25 protein-coding genes are annotated in these 22,149 nt (G+C 35.2%); 14 read left to right on the top strand and 11 right to left on the bottom strand.

The window, feature by feature from the left end; genetic code table 11:
* Positions 1–436: 436 nt before the first annotated feature.
* Complete coding sequence (locus tag AB674_RS00935; protein WP_047773029.1) at positions 437–808, bottom strand: DUF3127 domain-containing protein; 372 nt, start codon at positions 806–808, stop codon at positions 437–439.
* A 30-nt stretch (positions 809–838) separates the two neighbouring features.
* A complete protein-coding gene (locus tag AB674_RS00930) occupies positions 839–1,714 on the bottom strand; it encodes a flavin reductase family protein (protein ID WP_047773028.1) in 876 nt (291 codons plus the stop codon).
* Positions 1,715–1,874: 160 nt separating this feature from the next.
* Between AB674_RS00930 and AB674_RS00925 the strand changes: the two genes are divergently transcribed.
* Positions 1,875–3,026, top strand: coding sequence for a sensor histidine kinase (locus AB674_RS00925; protein WP_047773026.1), 1,152 nt, complete (start codon positions 1,875–1,877; stop codon positions 3,024–3,026).
* 40 nt (positions 3,027–3,066) lie between these two features.
* Here AB674_RS00925 and AB674_RS00920 read toward each other — a convergent pair whose 3' ends face one another.
* Together AB674_RS00920 and greA are read right to left on the bottom strand one after the other, a co-directional pair.
* Positions 3,067–3,453: an HIT family protein gene (locus tag AB674_RS00920; RefSeq protein WP_047773024.1), complete on the bottom strand. Its 387-nt coding sequence runs from the start codon at positions 3,451–3,453 to the stop codon at positions 3,067–3,069.
* A gap of 66 nt (positions 3,454–3,519) precedes the next feature.
* Positions 3,520–3,996 (bottom strand): transcription elongation factor GreA, encoded by a 477-nt coding sequence (gene greA, locus AB674_RS00915; RefSeq protein WP_029271926.1) that lies wholly within the window; start codon positions 3,994–3,996, stop codon positions 3,520–3,522.
* A 155-nt stretch (positions 3,997–4,151) separates the two neighbouring features.
* Here greA and AB674_RS00910 point away from each other — a divergent pair, with 155 nt between their 5' ends.
* On the top strand, positions 4,152–4,568 hold the full coding sequence (locus AB674_RS00910) for a hypothetical protein (RefSeq protein ID WP_047773023.1): 417 nt from the start codon (positions 4,152–4,154) through the stop codon (positions 4,566–4,568).
* 56 nt (positions 4,569–4,624) lie between these two features.
* On the opposite strand, the gene AB674_RS00905 is transcribed toward AB674_RS00910, so the two are convergent.
* From AB674_RS00905 to AB674_RS00885, 5 genes are all read right to left on the bottom strand, one after another.
* On the bottom strand, positions 4,625–6,874 hold the full coding sequence (locus tag AB674_RS00905; RefSeq protein WP_047773022.1) for a TonB-dependent receptor: 2,250 nt from the start codon (positions 6,872–6,874) through the stop codon (positions 4,625–4,627).
* A gap of 274 nt (positions 6,875–7,148) precedes the next feature.
* Positions 7,149–7,553 (bottom strand): alternative ribosome rescue aminoacyl-tRNA hydrolase ArfB, encoded by a 405-nt coding sequence (gene arfB, locus AB674_RS00900; protein ID WP_047773021.1) that lies wholly within the window; start codon positions 7,551–7,553, stop codon positions 7,149–7,151.
* The gene (locus tag AB674_RS00895) at positions 7,553–9,667 is read right to left on the bottom strand and encodes a DUF4301 family protein (RefSeq protein WP_047773019.1); all 2,115 of its coding nucleotides are present in this window, start codon (positions 9,665–9,667) and stop codon (positions 7,553–7,555) included. The genes arfB and AB674_RS00895 overlap by 1 nt, the downstream gene beginning before the upstream one ends.
* Positions 9,628–10,251 carry a nicotinamide riboside transporter PnuC gene (gene pnuC / locus AB674_RS00890; RefSeq protein WP_047773018.1) on the bottom strand — a complete coding sequence of 208 codons (624 nt, stop codon included), beginning with the start codon at positions 10,249–10,251 and terminating at the stop codon, positions 9,628–9,630. The genes AB674_RS00895 and pnuC overlap by 40 nt, the downstream gene beginning before the upstream one ends.
* 36 nt (positions 10,252–10,287) lie before the next feature.
* Positions 10,288–11,016 (bottom strand): geranylgeranylglyceryl/heptaprenylglyceryl phosphate synthase, encoded by a 729-nt coding sequence (locus AB674_RS00885; RefSeq protein WP_047773016.1) that lies wholly within the window; start codon positions 11,014–11,016, stop codon positions 10,288–10,290.
* Positions 11,017–11,110: 94 nt separating this feature from the next.
* On the opposite strand from AB674_RS00885, the gene AB674_RS00880 reads away from it, so the two are divergent.
* The 3 genes from AB674_RS00880 (at position 11,111) to AB674_RS00870 (ending at position 12,491) form a co-directional block, all read left to right on the top strand.
* On the top strand, positions 11,111–11,707 hold the full coding sequence (locus tag AB674_RS00880) for a Crp/Fnr family transcriptional regulator (protein ID WP_047773015.1): 597 nt from the start codon (positions 11,111–11,113) through the stop codon (positions 11,705–11,707).
* An 80-nt stretch (positions 11,708–11,787) separates the two neighbouring features.
* Complete coding sequence (locus tag AB674_RS00875; protein WP_047773013.1) at positions 11,788–12,075, top strand: hypothetical protein; 288 nt, start codon at positions 11,788–11,790, stop codon at positions 12,073–12,075.
* On the top strand, positions 12,072–12,491 hold the full coding sequence (locus tag AB674_RS00870; RefSeq protein ID WP_047773011.1) for a group III truncated hemoglobin: 420 nt from the start codon (positions 12,072–12,074) through the stop codon (positions 12,489–12,491). Before AB674_RS00875 ends, AB674_RS00870 begins: the two co-directional genes overlap by 4 nt.
* Here the strand turns inward: AB674_RS00870 and AB674_RS00865 are convergent.
* Entirely contained in the window at positions 12,473–13,123 is a 651-nt protein-coding gene (locus AB674_RS00865) for a 4'-phosphopantetheinyl transferase family protein (protein ID WP_047773009.1), read from the bottom strand. The genes AB674_RS00870 and AB674_RS00865 overlap by 19 nt on opposite strands.
* 345 nt (positions 13,124–13,468) lie before the next feature.
* Here AB674_RS00865 and ahcY point away from each other — a divergent pair, with 345 nt between their 5' ends.
* The 9 genes from ahcY to AB674_RS00820 all read left to right on the top strand — a co-directional run bounded on the left by ahcY (position 13,469) and on the right by AB674_RS00820 (position 21,423).
* Entirely contained in the window at positions 13,469–14,785 is a 1,317-nt protein-coding gene (gene ahcY / locus AB674_RS00860) for an adenosylhomocysteinase (RefSeq protein WP_047773007.1), read from the top strand.
* Between the two features lie 181 nt (positions 14,786–14,966).
* On the top strand, positions 14,967–15,251 hold the full coding sequence (locus AB674_RS00855) for a hypothetical protein (protein ID WP_047773006.1): 285 nt from the start codon (positions 14,967–14,969) through the stop codon (positions 15,249–15,251).
* Between the two features lie 213 nt (positions 15,252–15,464).
* Positions 15,465–17,783 (top strand): patatin-like phospholipase family protein, encoded by a 2,319-nt coding sequence (locus AB674_RS00850; protein WP_047773004.1) that lies wholly within the window; start codon positions 15,465–15,467, stop codon positions 17,781–17,783.
* 77 nt (positions 17,784–17,860) lie between these two features.
* Positions 17,861–18,193 (top strand): DMT family transporter, encoded by a 333-nt coding sequence (locus AB674_RS00845; RefSeq protein WP_047773003.1) that lies wholly within the window; start codon positions 17,861–17,863, stop codon positions 18,191–18,193.
* Positions 18,194–18,245: 52 nt separating this feature from the next.
* A complete protein-coding gene (locus AB674_RS00840) occupies positions 18,246–18,710 on the top strand; it encodes a GNAT family N-acetyltransferase (protein ID WP_047773002.1) in 465 nt (154 codons plus the stop codon).
* 181 nt (positions 18,711–18,891) lie between these two features.
* A complete protein-coding gene (locus tag AB674_RS00835) occupies positions 18,892–19,758 on the top strand; it encodes a methylated-DNA--[protein]-cysteine S-methyltransferase (RefSeq protein ID WP_047773000.1) in 867 nt (288 codons plus the stop codon).
* A 62-nt stretch (positions 19,759–19,820) separates the two neighbouring features.
* A complete protein-coding gene (locus tag AB674_RS00830) occupies positions 19,821–20,534 on the top strand; it encodes a 2OG-Fe(II) oxygenase (RefSeq protein ID WP_047772998.1) in 714 nt (237 codons plus the stop codon).
* Positions 20,535–20,582: 48 nt separating this feature from the next.
* The gene (locus AB674_RS00825; RefSeq protein ID WP_047772997.1) at positions 20,583–20,828 is read left to right on the top strand and encodes an Ada metal-binding domain-containing protein; all 246 of its coding nucleotides are present in this window, start codon (positions 20,583–20,585) and stop codon (positions 20,826–20,828) included.
* Positions 20,815–21,423, top strand: a complete 609-nt coding sequence (locus AB674_RS00820; protein WP_047772995.1) for an alpha-ketoglutarate-dependent dioxygenase AlkB family protein — start codon at positions 20,815–20,817, stop codon at positions 21,421–21,423. Before AB674_RS00825 ends, AB674_RS00820 begins: the two co-directional genes overlap by 14 nt.
* A gap of 393 nt (positions 21,424–21,816) precedes the next feature.
* Here AB674_RS00820 and AB674_RS00815 read toward each other — a convergent pair whose 3' ends face one another.
* Complete coding sequence (locus tag AB674_RS00815; protein WP_047772993.1) at positions 21,817–22,137, bottom strand: MmcQ/YjbR family DNA-binding protein; 321 nt, start codon at positions 22,135–22,137, stop codon at positions 21,817–21,819.
* Positions 22,138–22,149: the final 12 nt, after the last annotated feature.

Raw genomic sequence — 22,149 nt, 5'->3', positions numbered from 1 at the left:
CTGAAATTCCAAATTCCAAATTTTTGTGATTTTTTTGCTTTCTGCGAAAGGCAAATTTTATTCCTTCTAAAATGCTAATTTAAATATTGGAAGTGCTCTTCTTATGTCATTTCGAAGAATGAGAAATCACACAAGTTGCTCCGTACAGTTTGTCATCCTGAGGAACGAAGGATCTACGTTTGCTGAATCGACACTGTTGAGCTTCACTTTACGGAATTACTTGTGAAGATACTTCGTTCCTCAGTATGACAAAATTGCGAAAAATAGAAACGGAGCACCTTGTGTGATTTCTCATACTTCGAAATGACAAAAAAAGCATTTAATCTAACTATCAATACAAAAAACAAATTCCAAATTCCAATTGTACGAACGAATTGGAATTTGGAATTTTTCCCGACAACAATCGGGATTGGAATTTAACCTTTTGGATTAACTCTTAGAAAGGTAAATCGTCCGGTTCGTTTTCGTTTATGCTTGTAGCCGGAGCAAAAGTTTCCGCGCTAGGCATTGGTGGCGCTTGTGAAGGTGCTTCGTTACCTACTCTTTCGATTCTCCAACCTTGAATACTATTGAAATATTTAGCTTCTCCTTGTGGATTAACCCATTCTCTTCCTCTTAAATTGATAGAAACTTTTACTGCCTCTCCTTGCTTATAGCTACTTAACAAATCGCATTTATCTTGCGTAAATTCGATTAAAATATGTTGTGGATATTGCTCATCAGTAGTAACAACTAATTCTCTTTTTTTAAATGAGGCACTAACTTGTTGCTCCGGGTTAACCACTTTTACTTTTCCTGTAACTTCCATCTTCGTTTATATTAATTATTGTTTCTTTTCTTATTTCTTAGCCAAAAGCACTTTCCAAGCAGATGTTATATCATCTTCATTTAGGTATTTTTTAGCTTCTAAATGTACTTTTTCCACATCATCAGAGCTTAAAACTCCTTTCACAGAAAAGTTTTCTTTTACAAATATACTAACTTCTTCTGTTGTAGGCAAGGTTTCTATATTTCCGAGTTTGCCCAGATCATTTCCGTCAAAAACATTGCTTTCTTTGATAAAATCCGGAATCATATCTACTCCAATCCCTAGAGTTGTAAGTGGTTTTGGCACTTCAAAAAGTCCTTGGTTTGATCTTGAATACCAATTACTTCCTAATCTTGAAACCAAGTCAATTTTATGTTGATCGATTGCTCCGTTTTCGTCCAAAATAGCTTCGTGAATATGAATTTTTACTACTTCACACAGGATTAGATTTCCCGCCCCACCTTCGGTTCCTAATGGAATAATCTGCGTGACTTTGCACTCAAATTGCACCGGAGATTCTTTTACACGATATGGTTTTACTAAATCTGACGGAATTTGTGTCAATCCGGCCTTTATAAATTCATTTACACCTTCTCCATATTCTGTACTGGACAGCGAAGTTTGTTGCACCAAATCATAATTCACCACATTGATTACCACCTCACGAGTTGCTTCGGCATTGATTAAAGTATGTTTAATCGTATTGTCGCGCACGCGTCTTGAGGGTGAAAAAACCAAAATTGGCGGATTAGCACTAAACACATTAAAGAAACTAAACGGTGACAGATTCGGAATTCCTTTTTCGCTGATAGTACTTGCAAAGGCAATAGGTCTCGGCCCAACGGCACTCTGCAAATAGCCGTGCAATTTTGCTGTTGGAATCTCTTTTGGGTTAATGGTAATCATATTTTTTTGGTTTTAACCGAATCTCTTTTCCGGCGAGTACAAAAGTATAGAAATCGTTTCTGCCAAAGAAATACTTTAGACTTAAAAACAAAAAAACTTTTGAGCACCACAAAATTTAACTGTGTTTATTTCGTTATATTTATACCACAAAAATTAAAATATGTTTTTTTCTGAAAGAAGAAATACTACCCGTTGGGTTATTATCAGCATCTCCTTTTTAATCATTTCTCTGATTCTCTGGAACACTTATACTTTTTTTCAAATTTTTAAAAATGAAGAAAGGATAAAAATGAAACTATTGGCCAATGCTCAGATTGCATTGATTAATGCGGATGAAAATACGGATCTCGAACTTCCGCTTCAAATTTCCAGCAACAACAACTCTATTCCCGTCATTCTTACGATGTATGACAAAATTCTGACCACAAGAAATGTTCCTGAAACAGTCTTGCAGGACGAGAAAAAATCAATGGCTTTTCTGAATGGTTTAAAAAATGAAAATGAGCCTATTGTCTTTGAATATGCACCGGGAAAATATCAAAAACTATATTATGGTAATTCGTCTTTACTGAATAAACTTAAATATTATCCGATTGCTTTATTGCTAATTATCTTTCTTTTTGGCGCTCTGATTTATAATTTTTACAGAAGTACTAAAATGGCCATTCAAAATAAATTGTGGGCAGGGATGGCTAAAGAAACGGCACATCAGATTGGTACCCCTTTATCTTCTTTAATTGGCTGGGTTGAAATTTTAAAAACAGAAGAAATAGACCAATCGATCACATCAGAAATCGAAAAAGATGTGGAACGTCTTCAAACCATTACAGATCGTTTTTCAAAAATTGGATCCGTTCCTGTTTTAGAAGTTCACGATATAGTGACAGAAACTTTAAACAGTTACGAATATTTACAATCTCGTTTCTCTAAACAGGTTGCTTTTTCACATCAAGTTCCGAAAGAGCCTATTTTGGTCTCCATAAACCCGATTCTGCACAGTTGGACTATCGAAAATCTGGTAAAAAATGCCATTGACGCCATGAAAGGAAAAGGAACTTTAGAGCTTCAAATTGAGCAGGACGCCCATCATGTAAAAATAAATGTAAAAGATTCCGGAACAGGAATTCAGAAAAAACAATACAAAACCATCTTCGAACCCGGTTATACAACTAAAAAACGCGGCTGGGGATTGGGACTTTCGCTAACGAAAAGAATCGTAGAGGAATATCACAATGGTAAAATAAAAGTTTTACACTCCGAATTAGGAAAAGGAACTACTTTTCAGATTCAATTAAATAAAAAAGTGCAGTAAAATCTAATTTAACTGCACTTTGAACTATTTTTAAGGCTTATTATAAATTCGCCTGAATACTTTTAGCTAAAGCTTCAAATTCTTCTTTAGAAAGCGATACTTTGTTTTGAAAACGCATCTCATCCATTTCATTCAAAGGAATTAAATGTACATGAGCATGCGGAACTTCTAAACCTACAACAGCGATACCGACTCTTTTGCACGGAACTGTTTTTTCTAAGGCAATGGCAATTTTCTTAGAGAACTTCATTAACCCTAAATACAATTCGTCTTCCATCTCAAAAATCTTGTCGATTTCTTGTTTTGGAATACAAAGCGTATGCCCTTTGGCGTTTGGATTTACATCTAAAAAAGCCAAATAATTATCGTCTTCAGCAATTTTATAAGCCGGAATTTCTCCGTTAACTATTTTGGTAAATATTGACATCGTTTAATTGTTTGTATGGTAAATCGTTTAACCGATTGCACGATTAAACCGTTAAACTTAAAAAAATTAGTCTCTTGAAATTTCAAGAATTTCAAATTTCAAAACACCATTAGGCACTGTGATTTCTGCAACTTCTCCAACCGATTTTCCAAGTAAACCTTTTCCAATAGGAGATGTTACTGAAATTTTTCCGGTTTTAAGATCTGCTTCACTTTCTGCAACTAATGTATATTTCATTTCCATTCCGTTGCTTTGGTTCTTGATTTTAACATTTGAAAGCACCAATGCTTTAGAAACATCTAATTGTGATTCATCTATTAATCTGGCGTTCGAATATACTTCTTCTAATTTGGCAATTCTCATTTCCAACAGTCCTTGTGCCTCCTTAGCGGCATCATATTCTGCGTTTTCAGATAAATCTCCTTTGTCTCTTGCTTCTGCTATATCCTGAGATGCCTTTGGACGCATTACACTTTTTAAGTGCTCCAATTCATCTTTTAGTTTTTTTAATCCTTCTGCTGTATAATAAGATACTTTACTCATAACTTCGTCGTTTATATAAATACAAAAAATCCCATCGGGACGGGATTTCTTATTACAAATATACTATTATTTTTTATAGTACATAATTATATGTTAATCATATGGAATTCAAATCTAAATAATTTATTTTTGTTTCACTAATTCAACTTTAAATAATGAAAAAAATCTGGCTATTAACCCTCTTTGTTTCTGTGCTTTTTTCTTGTAGCGACAGCGGTAAGAGCAACAAAAACCCGAACCTGCCGAATTATTCTGTTAATGCGTACCTGGACACTAATCTGCCTTTATACAGCAATCTGAAATTTATCAGTAATCCTGTATTTGTTCCCAATTTCGGTGCACAAGGATTAATCGTAATAAAAACGGGCGAAGGAACTTACAATGCTTTTGATGCCGCTTGTCCTAACGAAGCCGCAAATGCTTGTGCTCCATTGAAAATTGACGGATTAAATGCAGTTTGCTCCTGTGATAAAAGCGCTTACAATCTTTTCTCGGGACTTGGTAACAAAGAATACCCTTTGAAACAATATCGGGCTCAGTTAACTGGAACTGTACTTCATATATACAATTAAAATAAAAAAGCCTGAAAATTTAAAACTTTCAGGCTTTTTCTATTTTAAATATTCCATTAGAATTTCAACGTTAATCCTACCAGGCAATTAATTCCCGCCTGAGGATAATAGCCAGGTACATCAAAAGTATTAACAGCAGAAGTAACAGGGTCTTTTATATCATACGTATAAAAGAATCCATTACTCTCATACTTTAGATCAAAAATATTATTGACTAATGCTGATACCACAATTGATTTAAAAACTTTTTTAGGTTTAATTTCATAAGAAACATTCAAATCATTTACGAAATAACTATCTAGTTTTGAAACATCCGAATCAATATTTCCCATAAATTGCTCTCCTACAAATTTAGAAAGCAATGAAATTTGCAAGTCTTTAATTGGTATAAAAGTCAAACGATTACCCGCAATTACTTCAGGAGAAAAAGCGATATTGGTTGCACCCAGATTCTGTAAAGCTCCATCTCTGGTAAAATGATAATCCTTGTTTTTGTTTTGACTCAACGTAATATTAGGTTGAATATACCATTGTTCTGACAACTTAAGCGTTGCATCAACCTCAATACCTGCTCGGTAACTATCGCCGCTGTTGGCACGCAAAGGAGCACCTACATCATTTAACTGACCGGTTAAAACAAGTTGGTCTTTGTATCCCATAAAATAGAAATTGGTATTCAATTGAACGTTATCTGAATTAAATCTCCAACCCAACTCAAAGTCATTTAACTTCTCCGGTTTTACATTTCCACCTTCGTAATCGCTTCTATTTGGCTCACGATTCGCTCTGGCGTATGAAAAGTATAAAATATTCTTATTGTTGATTTCAAAATTCAAACCCGCTTTTGGATTAAAAAAATTAAAATGATCATCAACCAAACCTGTTTCGGCACTATTCGCTTTATAAGTCACTTTTCTGTATTGCAAATCCCCATAGAAACTCAATTTATCCGTCAATTGATAATTAGCTTTCGCAAAAATATTTCCGTCCGTTTTTGTCGAAAAATCATCATAGTAACGGTCTCCTAATTCTGTTTGACCGGCATTTCTTGCCCAGATTACTTTTCCGTAATGACTTCCCTCGTACTTATTCCAACCACCACCAAAGATGACATCCAGCTTTTCGTCTTTGTACTTTACAGAAAAAGTGGTTCCGTAGAAATCATTATCTAACCATTTCTGGCGAATTAAATCTGTTCCGGGAACTAAATCTCCATTATCATTTTCAACCATTTTAGTAGGCAGTATTCCTCCATAACCCTCAACAGGCTCATTATATTTGTAATTTTCAAAATAACCAAGCCCTTTGGTATAATGAAACGCTAGATTAGTACTCCATTTATCTGAAACCGATTCACTCCAGTGTAATTGATAATGATCTTGTTTGTAATTATCTGTTTCATTGTCATAAAAGCGCGTATTTCCTGCTTCGTCCTCGAACTTTCCGGCAGAATTATACGTACGATCTTCGTCTAATTTTTTTGCACTAATTCCGTTCCATGACTGGTACGTCTTTTCTGTTCCTCCAAAAACTAAGGCTTTGATTAAAGTAGTTTTACCAACATAAGTACCTTGTAAAAAATAAGACTTCAAATCAGAACTTGCTCTGTCTACATATCCGTCAGATTTTAGAGCTGACAAACGTCCGGCGATTTCAAAATGATCATTAAGAAGCCCGGTACTGAATTTTACGGTATGTTTACGCGAATTAAAACTTCCAAAGGAATTTGAAATTTCTCCATTGGCTTTTGAAGCATATTTATCTGTCAACATATTTAAGCTGGCACCAAAAGCTCCCGAACCATTCGTCGAAGTTCCAACACCACGCTGCAATTGCAAACTCTCAACCGACGAAGCAAAATCGGGCATATTTACCCAAAATGTCCCCTGACTTTCGGCATCATTGTACGGAATTCCGTTGATCGTAACGTTAACTCTTGTAGCATCACTACCACGTACTCTGATTCCGGTATATCCCATACCATTTCCTGCATCAGAAGTGGTCACGACAGAGGGCAAGTAATTCATAAGAATTGGAATGTCCTGACCTAGATTTCTAAATTGGATTTCCTTTTTACTCATATTGCTAAAAGATACTGGTGTTTTTGTGGTCACACGAACGGCCGAAACCAATACATCGTCAAGCTGATTGACTTTGGTCGAATCTTGTTGTTGCGAAAAAGAAGTCAGAGAAGTAAATAAAGAAAATAAAACAAGGAAAAATGACTTGTAGTGGGTCATTTTAAAAAACTTTGAACTGCTGCTACTTTGAACCTTTGCAGCTGAAATACTTAAAATAGTTTTCATCCGTAAAAAAATTACGAATAAAAGGGGGAATTATTCTTTTGTTAAATTAATAAAATTGTTTCACGACAAAATAGAGTTTATACGCTAAAATTTGTCGTTTTTCCCTTAGCGACATTACTCGCTCAGGTTCTTTGGGTATGATCTCAGCTCGTTATTTAGAGCACCCCTTTGAGACGGGGCAAAGGTAGAACTAAAAAGTTAAAATACAATCTTGAAAAATTAAATTCCAAAACTGAAATTCCAAATTCCAAATCTTAAATTCCAAATTCCAAACTTAATCTAAATTTGGTTTTCTGCGGGATTGTTTTATTTCTGAGATGTTCTTTTTGTCTTTGATTCTTTTTTTGATTACTGCTTTAGGAATTTTAGTCGCCTTTCTGACTTTAGGAACGAATAATCCTTTTTTAATGATTTCAAAAAAGCGTTTTACAACTAGGTCTTTGTTCTTAATCTGACTTCGGTCTTCATCACAGTTTAAGATCAACATCCCTTCTGATGTTAAACGGGAAGCCAGATTGGTCTTTAAAAGCATTTTTTCTTCTTCGGACAAAGAATCGGATGCATTCAAATCAAAAGTCAAAACTACCTTTGAAGATACTTTATTTACATTTTGTCCACCGGCACCACTACTTCTAACGGCTTTAAAATTTAATTCTGATTGTATTTTTTCGAGATTCATTACTGTGGTTGGTGTGCTGGTTTCAATAAATCATTTACGGTCTTTACAGGATTAAAAGTTATTAAGGGTACTGCAACAAAAATAGTCAGCCAATTTGCCATTGCACCATTCCATAAACCCGGTAACTCATAACTTTTTACAGCTTTTCCTTCAACACTTTTTTCAACTATAAAACCGGCTTTTGAGTCTACAAATTCACCCAGATTGAATTTTTCGTTTTTATAATTCTTTATTCCACAAACCAAATCAACCGGATTAAAGTGTGTTGCTTCGGCTAAGATTTCAAGTTGTTTTTTATTGGTTAAATCGACTTGAGATGCTTCAACTATCTGAAGAGAAATCTTCCCTTTACTGTTCATAACCCAAAATGGCCCACCTCCGGGTTCCCCTTCATTTTTAACCATCCCGCAAACCCTGATGGGTCTGTTTAGCAAACTTTCAATTTTAATGATTTTGTTTTCAAAAGTAAATTTATCAAAATCTTTAGTCATCTGAATGTTGAGCTTTTGAGTTAGAAATACAACCATCTCCTCAAGCTCATTTTCTTTTATTTTTTGGCTTTCAATTACTGCTAAATAACCAAAAACTTTCTGCTGAATTTCAATTAAAATTCCCGCCAAAGCCTTTTTGTATAAGGTAATTTTATCAATATGGTTTTGAATTACGTTATCTATATTTTTTATAAAGATAATATCCGCATCCAATTCATTTAAATTTTCAATCAAAGCTCCATGCCCACCTGGTCTGAAAACCAGTTCCCCTTTACTATCTCTTACGATCTTGTTTTTAACGTCAACCGTAATAGAATCTGTACTTTTGTTTTGATAACTGTAACCGATCTTAATTTGAATTCCGGATACTTTTTCTACTTTTTCTTTAAGTGGAGCGACCACCTTTTCAAACTGATTTTGATGGGCTTCCGAAACTGTAAAATGTAAATTTGAAATTTGATTTGCTGTAGCGTAGTGTAAACATTCGTTTAAATGTTCTTCTATCGGATTGGCAATATGGGTGGTGTACTGGTGAAATGGCAAAACTGCTTTTGGTTTGTTTGCAAAATCAAAATAATCACTTGACAGTAATAGTTTTATAAAATAATAGTTTTTGTAATCTCTGTCTAAAGTTTCAAAATCCGGATAAATTTCCCGTAATTTTTTATCTAAAGCTTCAAAAAACGGAAACTTGTCCATTGCTACAATAAAAATAGACAGATTGCTGTCTTTTTTTCTATTTATGTAAGCATTTATAGTTTCTGTTTGTATATCAAAATCATTCAGAAAAGCGGTCAAAAATTTAAACATCCTGCTCGCAGCTCCTGAAGCCGGAACAAATTTCTTTAATTTCAGCGCTGCTTTTTGGAGATCAAAAAAATTGGCTTTCTCCTCAAAATCCCTTTCCGTAAGACTTAAAATCCCTTTGTTTACTGTTGCGGGACTTATTAAATTACTCTTTGCAATTCCGTTTTTGAAAATTTTTAGTTGTTTTAAGATTTTCTCAAAAGGAATTCCGTGCTCGTAAATCTCCACAAAATCAGCAGATGAAAAACCTTTTTCTTTAGCAATTGTCAGATTATTAATGATGGCTGTAGCTTTTGCTAAACGACTTTCTTTATCCCCTGAAAGTGTAATAAATGGTTTTTTAGCATCAATTAAGGTTTGCTTAAAAACAGAAAATACCGGTTCTCTTCCCTCGGGAGTATCTCTCAAATCGTCTTTTTCCCACGGAACATCAATGTCCGTCAGGAAAAACAAATCGTAATCGTGCTCTAGTGCAGCTTCATTTAAAAGGGCATCACAAAAGCCGTAATACATCTCAGAAAAAACTTTAGTAACCATCAGGTTTGTGTCGCAAAACAAATATTTTTTAGCCACAGAAAGCTTTTGATTCTCTAGCGCTACCTGTCCGTAAGCAATAGGCATCATATCCTCAGCTACGCAAATATGCTGATTCTCTTCCCATTTTTCCTGCAAATAATCACGTGCAAACTCAGGAACCCACTCTGTTTCATAATACTGAGCAAGTTGTTTTGCCAAGGTTGTTTTTCCTGTACTTTCAGGACCAAACAAAGCAATCTTTATGATAGTTGTTTTTTGCTGTCTAAGATTTTTCTCCATTCTAAATAAGCTGAAATAGCTAAAATTGTAAAAATTAAATATTGAAGTGATAACATCCCTAAACCACGATAAGCGTAAAGAGGCACTACAATAATATCACCTATAATCCAAAGTGTCCAGTTTTCGATTTTTTTTCGGGCCATGTACCACATTCCTGAAAAAAATATTCCTGATGAAATTATATCAATATAGTTGTCATTCTTGATTTCGTAATCGAAATATTTATAAATTCCGAAAACTACAAAAACAGTTACAAAAAACAATATAACTCCTATTATTTTTTCATTAAAATTAGTTCGTGTAATGGGCAGATTATCCTCAACAGTTCCTCCTTTTGCCCAAACATACCAGCCATAAATACTCATCACAGAAAAATAACCGTTAATGATCATATCGCCGATATAACCTGCAATATATAAAAGGTAAACAGAAATTACGGTTGCGATTAAACCTGTCGGATAGACCCAAATATTTTCTTTCTTGGCAAACCAAACGCTCAAAATTCCACACACAAAAACTAAAAACTCCAAAGCAATATGCCATTGCGGAACATTTTTATAACTCTCAAGAAAAAAATCAATCATTTTAGCAGGTTGTTTCCGGTTGTTACTTTTTACATTTTAGGCTTCAAAAAAGCGACTGTTATTCTCAAAAGCAGTTCCAATCACTACTAAATCTGCACCTGCGGTATACGCCTTTTGAATTCCTTGCAAATCTACAATTCCTCCGCCAACAATTACCGGAATTTCAACATTTTGAGCAACTAACGTTATCATTTCTAACGGAACAGCTTCTTTTGCTCCGCTTCCTGCTTCCAAATAAACTAATTTATTCCCTAACATTTCCCCAGCCTGTGCCGTTGCCAAAACTAAGTCTAAATCTTGACGATCCAAAGGTTGTGTTTTACTTACTCTTGCTACGGCAGTTTCATTACCACTTTCTATTAAAATATAGCCTGTTGAAATAACCTCAAGATTTGTCTTTTTCAGAATTGGTGCTGCCTGAACCTGATACTCGATGAGATAATCCGCATTTCGTCCCGATAATAATGACAAAAACAAAATAGCATCGGCCTGAGAAGAAATCTGAGACGGATCACCCGGAAATATAACAACGGGCAAGTTTGTTTTTTGTTTTAACGCTGTCATTAATTCTTCCAAAATAGTTGCCTGAACAATACTGCCTCCAACAAAAATATGAGTTGCAGGAGATTGTCTTATTTTAAGTAAAAGGTGGTCCAAATTTTCCCAGACAATTTTATCGGGATCCAAAAGAACGGCAAGCAATTTTTGCCCATCAATCTTGGCCTGAATAATTTGTTCGTAGATATTGGCTATTTTTTGTTTCATAATCGGGAGTAAAAGTAAAAGTTTTTTAATCCTGAAGAACTATTTTGAATAAATTATATTTGTGTAATCGCTTTTGATACAAAAGAAACAACTTATGATTGCGAACAGTCTTTTAGAAAAATATGGTGCCGTAAAGAAATTCTACGAAAAAACTACTACTGTTTTTGAAGAAGGAAAACTACCCACACACTATTATCAAATTGTTTCAGGTGAAATAAAAATGAACAATTACAATGATGATGGACGCGAATTTATTCAGGGTATCTTTTACAAAGACCAGTCTTTTGGTGAACCTCCTTTATTTTTAAATCAAAACTATCCGGCAAGTGCTGTTGCCGTTGCTGATGCGGAAATCCTTTGTGTTCCTAAATCCGATTTCATGAAACTTCTGGAAGACAATCCATCCATCAGCCTTAAAATAATCGAGAATTTAGCACAGCGTCTGTATTACAAATCTGTTATGGCGGCAGAAATGTCAACTCAGGAACCCGAGCATCGAATTCTGAAACTAATAGATCACGGAATTGCTTATTTTAATTTTAAAAAAGACACCAATGGGTACTGTATCAATTTTACGAGACAACAGATTGGTGACTTAACAGGACTGCGCGTTGAAACCGTCATCAGAACGATTAAAAGCTTAGAAAAAAAGGGACTTTTAAAGATCATTAACAGAAAAGTATACCGCTAAAAAAGTTCTTATTTTATGATTAAAGTCATAAAACCATGGTGTATAGTAGCCGTAAATTTGTTACTATAAAATTATACATCATGACACTTTATAACACAACATTCGAAAATTTCAACAAAAGTTACTTTGGTTCTGCTTCTATGGCAATAATTGGACAAAGCTGTCTTGGAGCAACCGCAGCCATGTTTGTTCTTGCAAACGGGACTTCTGTAACACAAATGATCCAACTGGCAATTATTGTATTTATCAATATATTTGCCAATACTTCTATCTTGGCTCAGATGAGTCACAAAACTGTTTTTAATTTAATTATTACAAGTGTATTCTTTAGCATCTTATTTATAATTATCAACAACATTATAGTATGAGAAAACAAATAGAAAATAGAGCAGATATAGCGATCCTGGTCCATACCTTCTATACTAAAATAAGGGCCGATGCTGAAATTGGTTTTTATTTTAATACGATGATCAAAGACTGGGACGCACATCTGGAGAAGTTGACTGATTTTTGGGAAACAAATCTATTTGCTGTTAAAAAATACAAAGGAAATCCCCATGCCGTACACAATGAAGTTGACACTCACTTTGACGGTAAAATCACTTCAAATGAATTTGGAATCTGGCTCAACTACTGGTTTCAAACTTTAGAAGAACTTTTTGAAGGCGAAAATGCAGAGACCCTGAAAAGACGCGCCAGAAAAATGGGAACGTTTCTTTTTATGAGCATGTTTGAACACCGGAAGAAATTGGCTGAGAATACGATCTACTGCTCAAAAGCATAAACGAGTGTGAATTTTTGCTCCGAAACCTCCGATTGGATCTCTTTATAATGTACTTCAAAATCTTTTATTAAATCATCAAAATGAAGACTGGCTTGTGTTTGGTTTTCTTTTAAAGAAAAAGAATTAACCCGAATATGATCTTTGAAACTGATTCCTTTTTCGTTTCTGATTTTAAAGATTGCTTCTTTTGCTCCCCAGATTACCGTTAGCTTTTTAATATATTTCAGTGTTGAATCGGGTTTTAAATAACTGCATTCATAATCCGTAAATTTATCTGCAATGCGAAGGATTTTTTCGCGTTGCAGCTCCATATCAATCCCCACCGTTTCTTCGCTGATAATGATGGCAGCGAAGTTGTGCGAATGTGTGATCGAAATATAATTCTGACAATAAAAATAAGGCTTTCCAAATTCATCATAGTGTAAATCATGATCGGTAAAACCCATTTCCTGAATTAACATACGAACACTCAAAAAAGCACGTTGATGCATTTGAGATTTCATTCCGTTCAACCTCAACTGTGTTTTTTCTTTTAACACGACTTTATCCAGCAGCTCCTCTAAAGATTCTGTTATTTCCCAAATTAAAATTTTGGTCGTTTCGTTGTGCTGTATGGTCTGAAATAAGGGCATTTTTTTTATTATGGATTATAATTTATAAATGTACGTGTTGCAATATTTTGAAATCACAGGATAAAAATTCATCAAATCTGTTAAAAAATCAAAAGTTTTTATAACCCTCCCGATAAGAACAACATCTTTCTGAGACATCCCGATACGTTATCGGGAGCAACAAAAGATACAATAGACTGCAGGATTAGCTTCTTACTTTGATGATGCTTAACAGGTCAACCAAATATTTATCTAAGGCACAAAAGATTAAGCAATTAAACATTTCACAAATCTTACAGAAATTAGTAAAAATTTAAAGTTATTCCGTAAATTTGCCAAAAATTTACAATTACAAATATACTATAAATGAGTACTACAACTACGCCTTTTGTGGCTTTCAAAGTAAAAGACATTTCTCTAGCGGCTTGGGGAAGAAAAGAAATTGAACTGGCTGAAGCTGAAATGCCAGGTTTAATGGCGCTTCGTGCTGAATATAAAGACGAGCAACCTCTTAAAGGTGCGCGTATTGCAGGATGTCTGCACATGACCATCCAAACTGCAGTTTTGATCGAGACTTTAATTGCTCTTGGTGCTGAAGTTACTTGGAGTTCTTGTAACATTTTCTCTACTCAGGATCAGGCTGCTGCTGCTATTGCTGCTGCCGGAATTCAAGTTTACGCTTGGAAAGGTCTTGATGAAGAGTCTTTTGACTGGTGTATTGAGCAAACTTTATTCTTTGGTGAAGACAGACAACCATTGAACATGATCTTAGATGATGGTGGAGATTTAACTAACATGGTTATTGACCGTTTCCCAGAATTGGTTCCTGGAATCAAAGGTTTATCTGAAGAGACTACAACTGGTGTTCACAGACTTTACGAAAGAGTAAAAGCCGGAACTTTACCAATGCCTGCTATCAACATTAATGACTCTGTTACTAAATCTAAATTTGATAACAAATACGGATGTAAAGAATCTGCTGTAGATGCTGTACGTCGTGCTACTGACTTAATGTTGGCTGGAAAAAGAGTTATCGTTTGTGGATATGGTGATGTTGGAAAAGGAACTGCTGCTTCTTTCAGAGGTGCAGGATCTATTGTAACAGTTACTGAAATTGACCCAATTTGTGCTTTACAAGCTGCAATGGACGGTTATGAAGTTAAAAAATTAAACACTGTAATTGCTAATGCTGATATCATCATTACTACTACAGGAAATAAAGATATCGTTCTTGGAAGTCATTTCGAGCAAATGAAAGACAAAACTGTTGTTTGTAACATCGGACACTTTGATAACGAAATTGACATGGCTTGGTTGAACAAAAACCACGGTGCTTCTAAAATCGAAATCAAACCACAAGTTGACAAATATACTATCGCAGGAAAAGATATCATCATCCTTGCTGAAGGTCGTTTAGTTAACCTTGGTTGTGCTACAGGTCACCCAAGTTTTGTAATGAGTAACTCATTCACAAACCAAACTTTGGCACAAATCGAATTATGGAAAAACAGCGCTGCTTACAACAATGACGTTTATATGTTACCTAAACACTTAGATGAAAAAGTAGCTGCCTTACACTTAGCTAAATTAGGAGTTGAATTGGAAGTTTTACGTGACGACCAAGCGGCTTACATCGGTGTTGAAGTTCAAGGTCCATTCAAACCGGAATACTACAGATACTAGATAATTTTAGATTTCTGAATTTAGATTTTAGATTTCTTTAAAAATTTGAATATTTAGAAACCCTTGCAGTAATGTGAGGGTTTTCTTTTTCTAATCAATAAATAATTCCTGATTATATTTATATATTAGCTAAGAAACTGTCGGGAAATAAATTTTGTTAAACCGATAACCTTCAAAAAATATGATTGAAAAAGTTTTATGTGAACAACATGGTTCACAGGATATGTCTTTTACCTGTATTCACATTGCAATGGCAATAGACAAAAAAAGAAAAGTTGGTTTTTTCTATTCAGAAGCAGAGGAAGACCTTCCCCAAATTGCCTGGTGCGGAACATGCGAACAATGGTTACTGGATAATGGAGAAGAATGGAACGACGCATTTGAAGCTCGAGCCGATTTTAAAATGTTATGCGCAAATTGTTATGATGAAGCCAAAGAAATTCAGTTTGGCCCTGATATAGCTTAATCAAAAAGTAATTTTACAGTCCTCTCAGCAGGCAAATTGCCCTACTAAGGTTTTAGATCCATAAAAAAACATTCCAGTTTCTAATCTGTTTAAAACATCTAAAAAAACAACTCTTTTTAACATTCACTCAAAAAATTGTACTTTTATAAATAACTACTTATTTTTAAGAACCGAAATAAGTCTCTATTTATCAGCGACATAAACACTATAGCCTTGAAAAAAACATCTTATTTATTTGTCTTCTTATTGCTACTAACGCTTCCGCACGTTATTTTTTCTCAGGAGAAGAAACCTAAAGTTGTACTAGTGTTAAGTGGTGGTGGCGCAAAAGGAATTGCACATATTCCGCTTTTGCAAAAACTTGATTCTTTGCACATTGTTCCCGATCTGATTGTCGGAAATAGTATGGGAAGCATCATCGGAGGTTTATATGCAATGGGATATTCGGGAGATAGTATTGAAAAAATCACCAAAAATATTTATTGGGATAAATTACTTGGCGGAGGTCAGTCCTTAAGAACCGCAAGTGCAGAAGAAAAAAGAGAATTTCAGAGGTATTTAGTTGGAATAGGAATCAAAGAGGGAAAACTAAACAGGGTTGGCTCACTCTTAAACGATCAAAATTTACGAGAATACCTTTCTGAGTTGACCTTTCCAGTTTATAATGTCAAAAATTTCGACAGTTTACCGATTCCCTTTAGAGCCATGGCTACTGATTTGGTCGAGGGAAAAGAAGTCATCTTAAGCAAAGGCAGTTTAGCCTATGCTATGAGAGCCAGTATGTCTTTGCCGGCTATATTTAAGCCAATGGTTTACGAAAAAACAGTATTAGTTGATGGAGGAGTTTTGAATAATTTTCCAACAGACGTTGCGAAACAAATGGGTGCCGACATCATTATTGGCAGCGATGTAGGGGGAGGAATGCAACCCATTGACAAATTAAATAGTCTTGTGACTATATTGATGCAAACCAGTATGTTTCCAAGTAATATTAAAAATCCGGCAAATAGAGCCCTCTGTACGATCTTAGTTGATCATCCGCCAAACTTACGTTTTTCTACCGCTGATTTTGGAAAAAGTAACGAAATCTATAAAGATGGAAAAATCGCAACCGAGCAAAACCTACCCGCTTTAATTGCTCTTGCAAATCAATTAAAAGGATATCCCCAACGCATTCACGAGCTGCCAAAAATGCCTCGGGAATTTATTCTTGACACCATTGTATATAAAAAAATAAGTGCCGAAAACCTTCCTTTAGTAACGGCCCGAGCAAACCTCAAAACACATGTAAAATATACCACCGAAGATTTAATGGCAGGGGTCAACAGAGCCATGGGTACCAATCTGTTTGACGAAATAACGTATCACTACTTCATAAAAAACAAAGATAAACTGGGAATTACAATAATTGGATTTGAACGTGCCAAGAACCAAATCAACATGTCGTTACATTATGACACTTATAGAGGTGTCGGGCTTATTTTTAATTACACCGCCAGAAATGTCATTGCTGAATCCTCTCGTCTTCTTGTAACATTAGATATTGCCGAACAACCCAAAGCGAGAATCAATTTTCAGAAAAATTTTGGAAAAAACAAAGACTGGTGGTGGGCAACTGAACTTTATACCTCATTTTTAAACCAAGAAATTTTTATAGATGGAAAATCCGCAGACAATGTGCTTTTTAATACTTTCGAGTTTAAAAATGAAGCCAATAAAAATTTAAATTCTCTTAAAAGTTACGTCGGTTTTGGTTTAAATTACCAGTATGTACTATTAAAACCAAAATACAATACCGACTATAATCCTAGTATAACGTCTATTGATAATTACAATTTTAATACGATAGAGTTAAACATGCATTATTCTTACAATGACATGGACAAAGTTTTTTTTGCAAACAACGGAACTATAATAAAAGCCAATCTAAGCAGATCGCTACTTTCAGATATCGATGTTTCCTTCAGCGACTCAAACATAACAGCTGTTTCCGGTCCAACAAATGCTTATACCAGATTTGGATTGGGGTTTGAAAAAAGAATATTTTTAACAAAAAGAATAACAGGGATAATAGGGCTTGATGCAAATTTTACATTCCTGGACAAACTTAAAAGCAATCAAGAATCCTTTACTGATTTAGGTTATGCCGTAAAGTATTTTTTAGGAGGTGTCACCCCTTCTTCCGGTAGTAATCGTTTTTGCTTTCCGGGGCTCCATGAAGACGAAGTCAATCTTACGCAATTTATAGGAATGAATCTTGGTGCTCAAGTAAACCTAATGGGAAAAATATACCTAACCCCTCACTTTAATGTTGCCACTATTGGTTTTGAAGATTTTAACAATTACATCGATAAAGCCTTGACTCCAAAAGGAAATTGGGCTCTAAATGAGGAACCTAGTCTTGTCCTTTCCGGAGGAGCCACTATATCCTATCAATCCATTTTAGGCCCTATTCATCTTGATACTTCGTGGATAAATAATATCGACAAAGTGAGGTTGTTTTTTAGTGTTGGCTTGTCACTCAATCCGTAAAATTTACAAATCCAACAATAAATCCGATAGATTCTAAAAACTGTCGGGTTTTCTTAACTTTGTAAAAAACAGGAATTATGAAAAACTTTTTATTTTTAGGCATTGCTATTATTTTCGAAATCATTGCAACTTCTGCATTAAAAAAATCGGAAGAATTCAGCAAATTAATACCGAGTATCATTACGGTTATGGGGTATTGCGGTGCCTTTTATTTTTTGAGTTTTGCCATTAGAACTATCCCTGTCGGAATTGCTTATGCCATCTGGTCCGGAGTCGGAATTGTTTTAATCACGATTATCGGAGCAGTTTTTTTCAAACAAATACCAGATTTACCTGCGATTATTGGGTTACTGTTGATCCTGATCGGAGTCCTTGTAATTAATGTTTTTTCTAAAACTGTGGCGCATTAATTAAAATTTTTACTGTGAAAAAACCGCAACAAAGTACGCTTAAATACCAGCCATGAATTTCAGAAAAGCAACGCTCGCAGACTTAAAAGAAATGCAGGAACTATTTGTTGCTACCATTAAATCTGTCTGCCAAAAAGAATATAACGAACAACAAATCGAGGTCTGGACTTCAGGAGTGAACAACACAGAGCGCTGGATTGAAGTTATTGAAAAACAATTTGTTTTATTAGCCCTTATCGAAAATAAAATAGTGGGCTACGGAACGCTGAAAGACACCAATTATATAGATTTCTTTTACATCCACAAAGATTTCCAAAGACAAGGAATCGCTAATAACCTCTTAACCCTGTTAGAACTCGAAGCCAAAAAAAGAAGTTCAAAAACCATAACCTCCGATATCAGTATAACCGCAAAACCTTTTTTCGAAAAGAAAGGATTTATAGTAAAAGCCAAACAAAAAAACATCAGATCAGGAGTTGAACTTATCAACTACAAGATGGAAAAGAACCTCGAGTAGAGAAAGTTTTGTTTCAGGTTTCAAGTCTCAAGTTTCAAGTCTCAAGTTTCAAGTTACGCAAAACCTGAAACCTGAAACCTGAAACAAAACCAACAACCCGAGAAGCCGAGAAAACTTGCGCAAGTTTCGGATTTTATAATCGCAAAACCCTGCCGATATTTGTATTATAAAATTGAACAAGATGAACACACAGGAAAACATCAATTATAATCGCATTGCAGAAGCAATAGACTATATCAAAACCAACTTTCGGGAGCAACCGAATCTTGATGTGGTTGCCGAAAAAGTACATTTAAGTCCGTTTCATTTTCAGCGTTTGTTTACCGAATGGGCAGGAACAAGTCCGAAGAAATTTTTACAATATATAAGTCTTGAACACGCCAAGAAAATCCTGAAAGAAGACAATCAGACTACTTTGTTTGATGCCGCTTATGAAACAGGACTTTCAGGCACCAGTCGTTTGCACGATTTATTTGTAAACATCGAAGGAATGACTCCCGCAGAATACAAAAACGGTGGGAAAAACCTCTTTATAAACTACAGTTTTGCCGAAAGTCCGTTTGGGAATATCATGGTCGCTTCGACTCCAAAAGGGGTTTGTTTTATGGCTTTCGCCGAAAGTGAAGCAATGGGTTTTGGAGATTTAAAACACAAATTCCCCAATGCAACATTCTCCCGAAAACTAGATTTAGCACAGCAAAATGCGTTGTTTATCTTCCAAAATGACTGGAGTAAACTATCCGAAATAAAACTGCATTTAAAAGGTACCGACTTCCAGTTAAAAGTTTGGGAAACACTGCTGAAAATTCCAATGGGACAGCTATCTACTTATGGTTCGATTGCAAAACAAATCGAAAAACCAAATGCCTCACGAGCTGTTGGAACCGCAATTGGTCATAATCCTGTAGCCTTTTTAATTCCTTGTCACCGCGTGATTCAATCTACAGGAACATTTGGCGGTTATATGTGGGGAAATACCCGAAAAACGGCCATTATTGGCTGGGAAGGTGTGCAATCCAATCCGGATCTTAACCAAAACACACCGTAGAGACGCACTGCTGTGCGTCTCTACATATGCGTCTCTACGATGGACCATTTAAAACCATTACCATGAAAAATTTACAATCTAAAATTGCATCCCTTAACTGGGACAGCATCACCGAATCTATGCACGAAAGAGGCTTTGCTCTAATTCCAAATCTTCTTGAAGACGAACAATGCGAAACTTTAAAAACCGCTTATTCCAACGCTGCTTTGTATCGCAAAACAGTTGTAATGGAGCGCTATCGGTTTGGTTTGGGCGAATACAAATATTTCAATTATCCGCTTCCGGAATTAATTCAAACGATTCGGACTTCAGTTTATCCAAAACTGGCCCCAATTGCAAATGCCTGGATGAAAGCACTGAATATCGATACTGTCTTCCCTAAAACACATGAAGAACTTTTAGAACAATGTCATCAAAACGAACAACTAAAAGCTACGGTTCTAATCTTAAAATACGGAAAAGGTGGACACAATACTTTGCATCAGGATTTATATGGCGATGTCTATTTTCCGATTCAGACGGTGCTTTTCCTAAACGAACCCGACGAAGATTTTAAGGGAGGCGAATTTGTTCTCACACAACAAACGCCAAGAGCACAATCTAAAGCAATTGTTCTTCAACCCAGAAAAGGCGATATGCTTGTTTTTACAACCAATTTCCGACCAATAAAAGGCACAAAAGGATATTATCGGGTAAATATGAAACATGGTGTAAGCGAGATTCATGAAGGGGAGCGACATACCTTGGGGATTATTTTTCATGATGCATTGTCATAAATTTAAAATTGTGGTTTTAAAAACGTAATTAACCCAAAACACACAATCATGATACAACACCATAAAATTTCCGATCGCGATCTGTGGAATAAAATTAAAAATGGCGAAATTTGCTTTGGTGGCAACCAAAAATTAAAAATTTACGGAACGCTAAAATGTTCTTCCGGCAAACGAATGAAACGCGAAAATCGGGTTTTCTTCCTTTCCGAAAAAGAAGCCTTACAAAATGGTTTCAGACCCTGCGGACATTGCATGAGAACCGAATATCAAAAATGGAAAAATGGACTTATTTAATCCCGAAACAGACGAAAAAACCAATTTATTACCTAAAGATGGTACTGTAAATTATTACGGCAGATTGTTTTTAAGAGAAAAAGCCAACTTCTATCGTGACAATCTCCTGGAAACTATCGAATGGAAAAATGATCAGGCCATTATCTTCGGAAAATTGATTTTAACCAAACGAAAAGTAGCCTGGTATGGCGATCAGGAATTTGAATACACCTACTCTAACACGACCAAAAAAGCCAAACCATGGACCAAAGAATTACTGGAACTCAAAGCAGCAATTGAAGAAAAAACCGGCGAAACCTTTAATTCCTGCCTGTTAAATTTATATCATAACGGCGACGAAGGAATGGCCTGGCACAGTGATGCCGAAAAAGATTTGAAAAAAAATGGAGCAATCGCTTCTGTAAGTTTTGGTGCGGAACGCAAATTTGCTTTCAAACATAAAGAAACCAAAGAAGTTGTTTCTTTAATTCTCGAACATGGTAGTTTATTAGTGATGAAAGATACGACCCAAACAAATTGGTTGCATCGTTTACCGCCAACAAAAACAACGTCAAAACCCAGAGTGAATCTTACTTTCAGAACTATTGTTTTGTAAATTATACCAATAGTATATTTATAAAATCAGCCAATAAAAATAATTCCAAATACTTTTATCACTGTCAAAATTAGCCTTTTTAATTGAAAATAATCAATCTAGATTTCAATAGCCGTTGGTTTTAACCAACGGTCACGTATGTTTCAATTAATAGGCTTTAGCCAAAATCTTGCGCTCAAAATTTTGGCTAAAGCCCGCATCGATGCCCTTTTAGATCCGTTGGTTAAAACCAACGGTCACGTATGTTTCAATTAATAGGCTTTAGCCAAAATATTGCGCTCAAGATTTTGGCTAAAGCCCGCATCGATGCCTTTTTAGATTCGTTGGTTAAAACCCACGGCTACTAAAAAAAATACTTATTAAATGTCTTTTACTAAATATACTACGGGTAAATTATCTTTTTTTAGGTGCTACAGTATTATAGGAAATCGACAAAGCATCCTCAAACATTTCGGTTGGAACTCTGGCAAGATCTACAAATGTCCAACCTTGCTTTCCCCATTTGTTGGGAATGGGGTAAAAAATCAGTTCACTTGAGGCACAAAAAACAGATTGGTCTATTTCATTGAATTTAAAAACACCCAGGTTCTTTTTCTCATCAATGGTAGCAAATATTTTTTTCTTTATTCGGAAAGAGATTTTCTCAAAATGAGGCTCTTCTGTTGCTTCGGGAAGTGCCAAAGCTAAAGTCCTAAATGCTTCAATAGTGATCATAATCGTTTATTT

Source organism: Flavobacterium sp. ABG (assembly GCF_001027725.1).
GTDB classification, from domain to species: domain Bacteria; phylum Bacteroidota; class Bacteroidia; order Flavobacteriales; family Flavobacteriaceae; genus Flavobacterium; species Flavobacterium cupriresistens.
This window is presented reverse-complemented; position numbering and strand designations above follow the sequence as displayed.

Bases quoted from the DNA above. Each gene is read 5' to 3' on its own strand.
- AB674_RS00935 (WP_047773029.1), bottom strand. From the start codon at position 808: ATGGAAGTTACAGGAAAAGTAAAAGTGGTTAACCCGGAGCAACAAGTT.
- AB674_RS00930 (WP_047773028.1), bottom strand. From the start codon at position 1,714: ATGATTACCATTAACCCAAAAGAGATTCCAACAGCAAAATTGCACGGC.
- AB674_RS00925 (WP_047773026.1), top strand. From the start codon at position 1,875: ATGTTTTTTTCTGAAAGAAGAAATACTACCCGTTGGGTTATTATCAGC.
- AB674_RS00920 (WP_047773024.1), bottom strand. From the start codon at position 3,453: ATGTCAATATTTACCAAAATAGTTAACGGAGAAATTCCGGCTTATAAA.
- greA (WP_029271926.1), bottom strand. From the start codon at position 3,996: ATGAGTAAAGTATCTTATTATACAGCAGAAGGATTAAAAAAACTAAAA.
- AB674_RS00910 (WP_047773023.1), top strand. From the start codon at position 4,152: ATGAAAAAAATCTGGCTATTAACCCTCTTTGTTTCTGTGCTTTTTTCT.
- AB674_RS00905 (WP_047773022.1), bottom strand. From the start codon at position 6,874: ATGAAAACTATTTTAAGTATTTCAGCTGCAAAGGTTCAAAGTAGCAGC.
- arfB (WP_047773021.1), bottom strand. From the start codon at position 7,553: ATGAATCTCGAAAAAATACAATCAGAATTAAATTTTAAAGCCGTTAGA.
- AB674_RS00895 (WP_047773019.1), bottom strand. From the start codon at position 9,667: ATGGAGAAAAATCTTAGACAGCAAAAAACAACTATCATAAAGATTGCT.
- pnuC (WP_047773018.1), bottom strand. From the start codon at position 10,251: ATGATTGATTTTTTTCTTGAGAGTTATAAAAATGTTCCGCAATGGCAT.
- AB674_RS00885 (WP_047773016.1), bottom strand. From the start codon at position 11,016: ATGAAACAAAAAATAGCCAATATCTACGAACAAATTATTCAGGCCAAG.
- AB674_RS00880 (WP_047773015.1), top strand. From the start codon at position 11,111: ATGATTGCGAACAGTCTTTTAGAAAAATATGGTGCCGTAAAGAAATTC.
- AB674_RS00875 (WP_047773013.1), top strand. From the start codon at position 11,788: ATGACACTTTATAACACAACATTCGAAAATTTCAACAAAAGTTACTTT.
- AB674_RS00870 (WP_047773011.1), top strand. From the start codon at position 12,072: ATGAGAAAACAAATAGAAAATAGAGCAGATATAGCGATCCTGGTCCAT.
- AB674_RS00865 (WP_047773009.1), bottom strand. From the start codon at position 13,123: ATGCCCTTATTTCAGACCATACAGCACAACGAAACGACCAAAATTTTA.
- ahcY (WP_047773007.1), top strand. From the start codon at position 13,469: ATGAGTACTACAACTACGCCTTTTGTGGCTTTCAAAGTAAAAGACATT.
- AB674_RS00855 (WP_047773006.1), top strand. From the start codon at position 14,967: ATGATTGAAAAAGTTTTATGTGAACAACATGGTTCACAGGATATGTCT.
- AB674_RS00845 (WP_047773003.1), top strand. From the start codon at position 17,861: ATGAAAAACTTTTTATTTTTAGGCATTGCTATTATTTTCGAAATCATT.
- AB674_RS00840 (WP_047773002.1), top strand. From the start codon at position 18,246: ATGAATTTCAGAAAAGCAACGCTCGCAGACTTAAAAGAAATGCAGGAA.
- AB674_RS00835 (WP_047773000.1), top strand. From the start codon at position 18,892: ATGAACACACAGGAAAACATCAATTATAATCGCATTGCAGAAGCAATA.
- AB674_RS00830 (WP_047772998.1), top strand. From the start codon at position 19,821: ATGAAAAATTTACAATCTAAAATTGCATCCCTTAACTGGGACAGCATC.
- AB674_RS00825 (WP_047772997.1), top strand. From the start codon at position 20,583: ATGATACAACACCATAAAATTTCCGATCGCGATCTGTGGAATAAAATT.
- AB674_RS00820 (WP_047772995.1), top strand. From the start codon at position 20,815: ATGGACTTATTTAATCCCGAAACAGACGAAAAAACCAATTTATTACCT.
- AB674_RS00815 (WP_047772993.1), bottom strand. From the start codon at position 22,137: ATGATCACTATTGAAGCATTTAGGACTTTAGCTTTGGCACTTCCCGAA.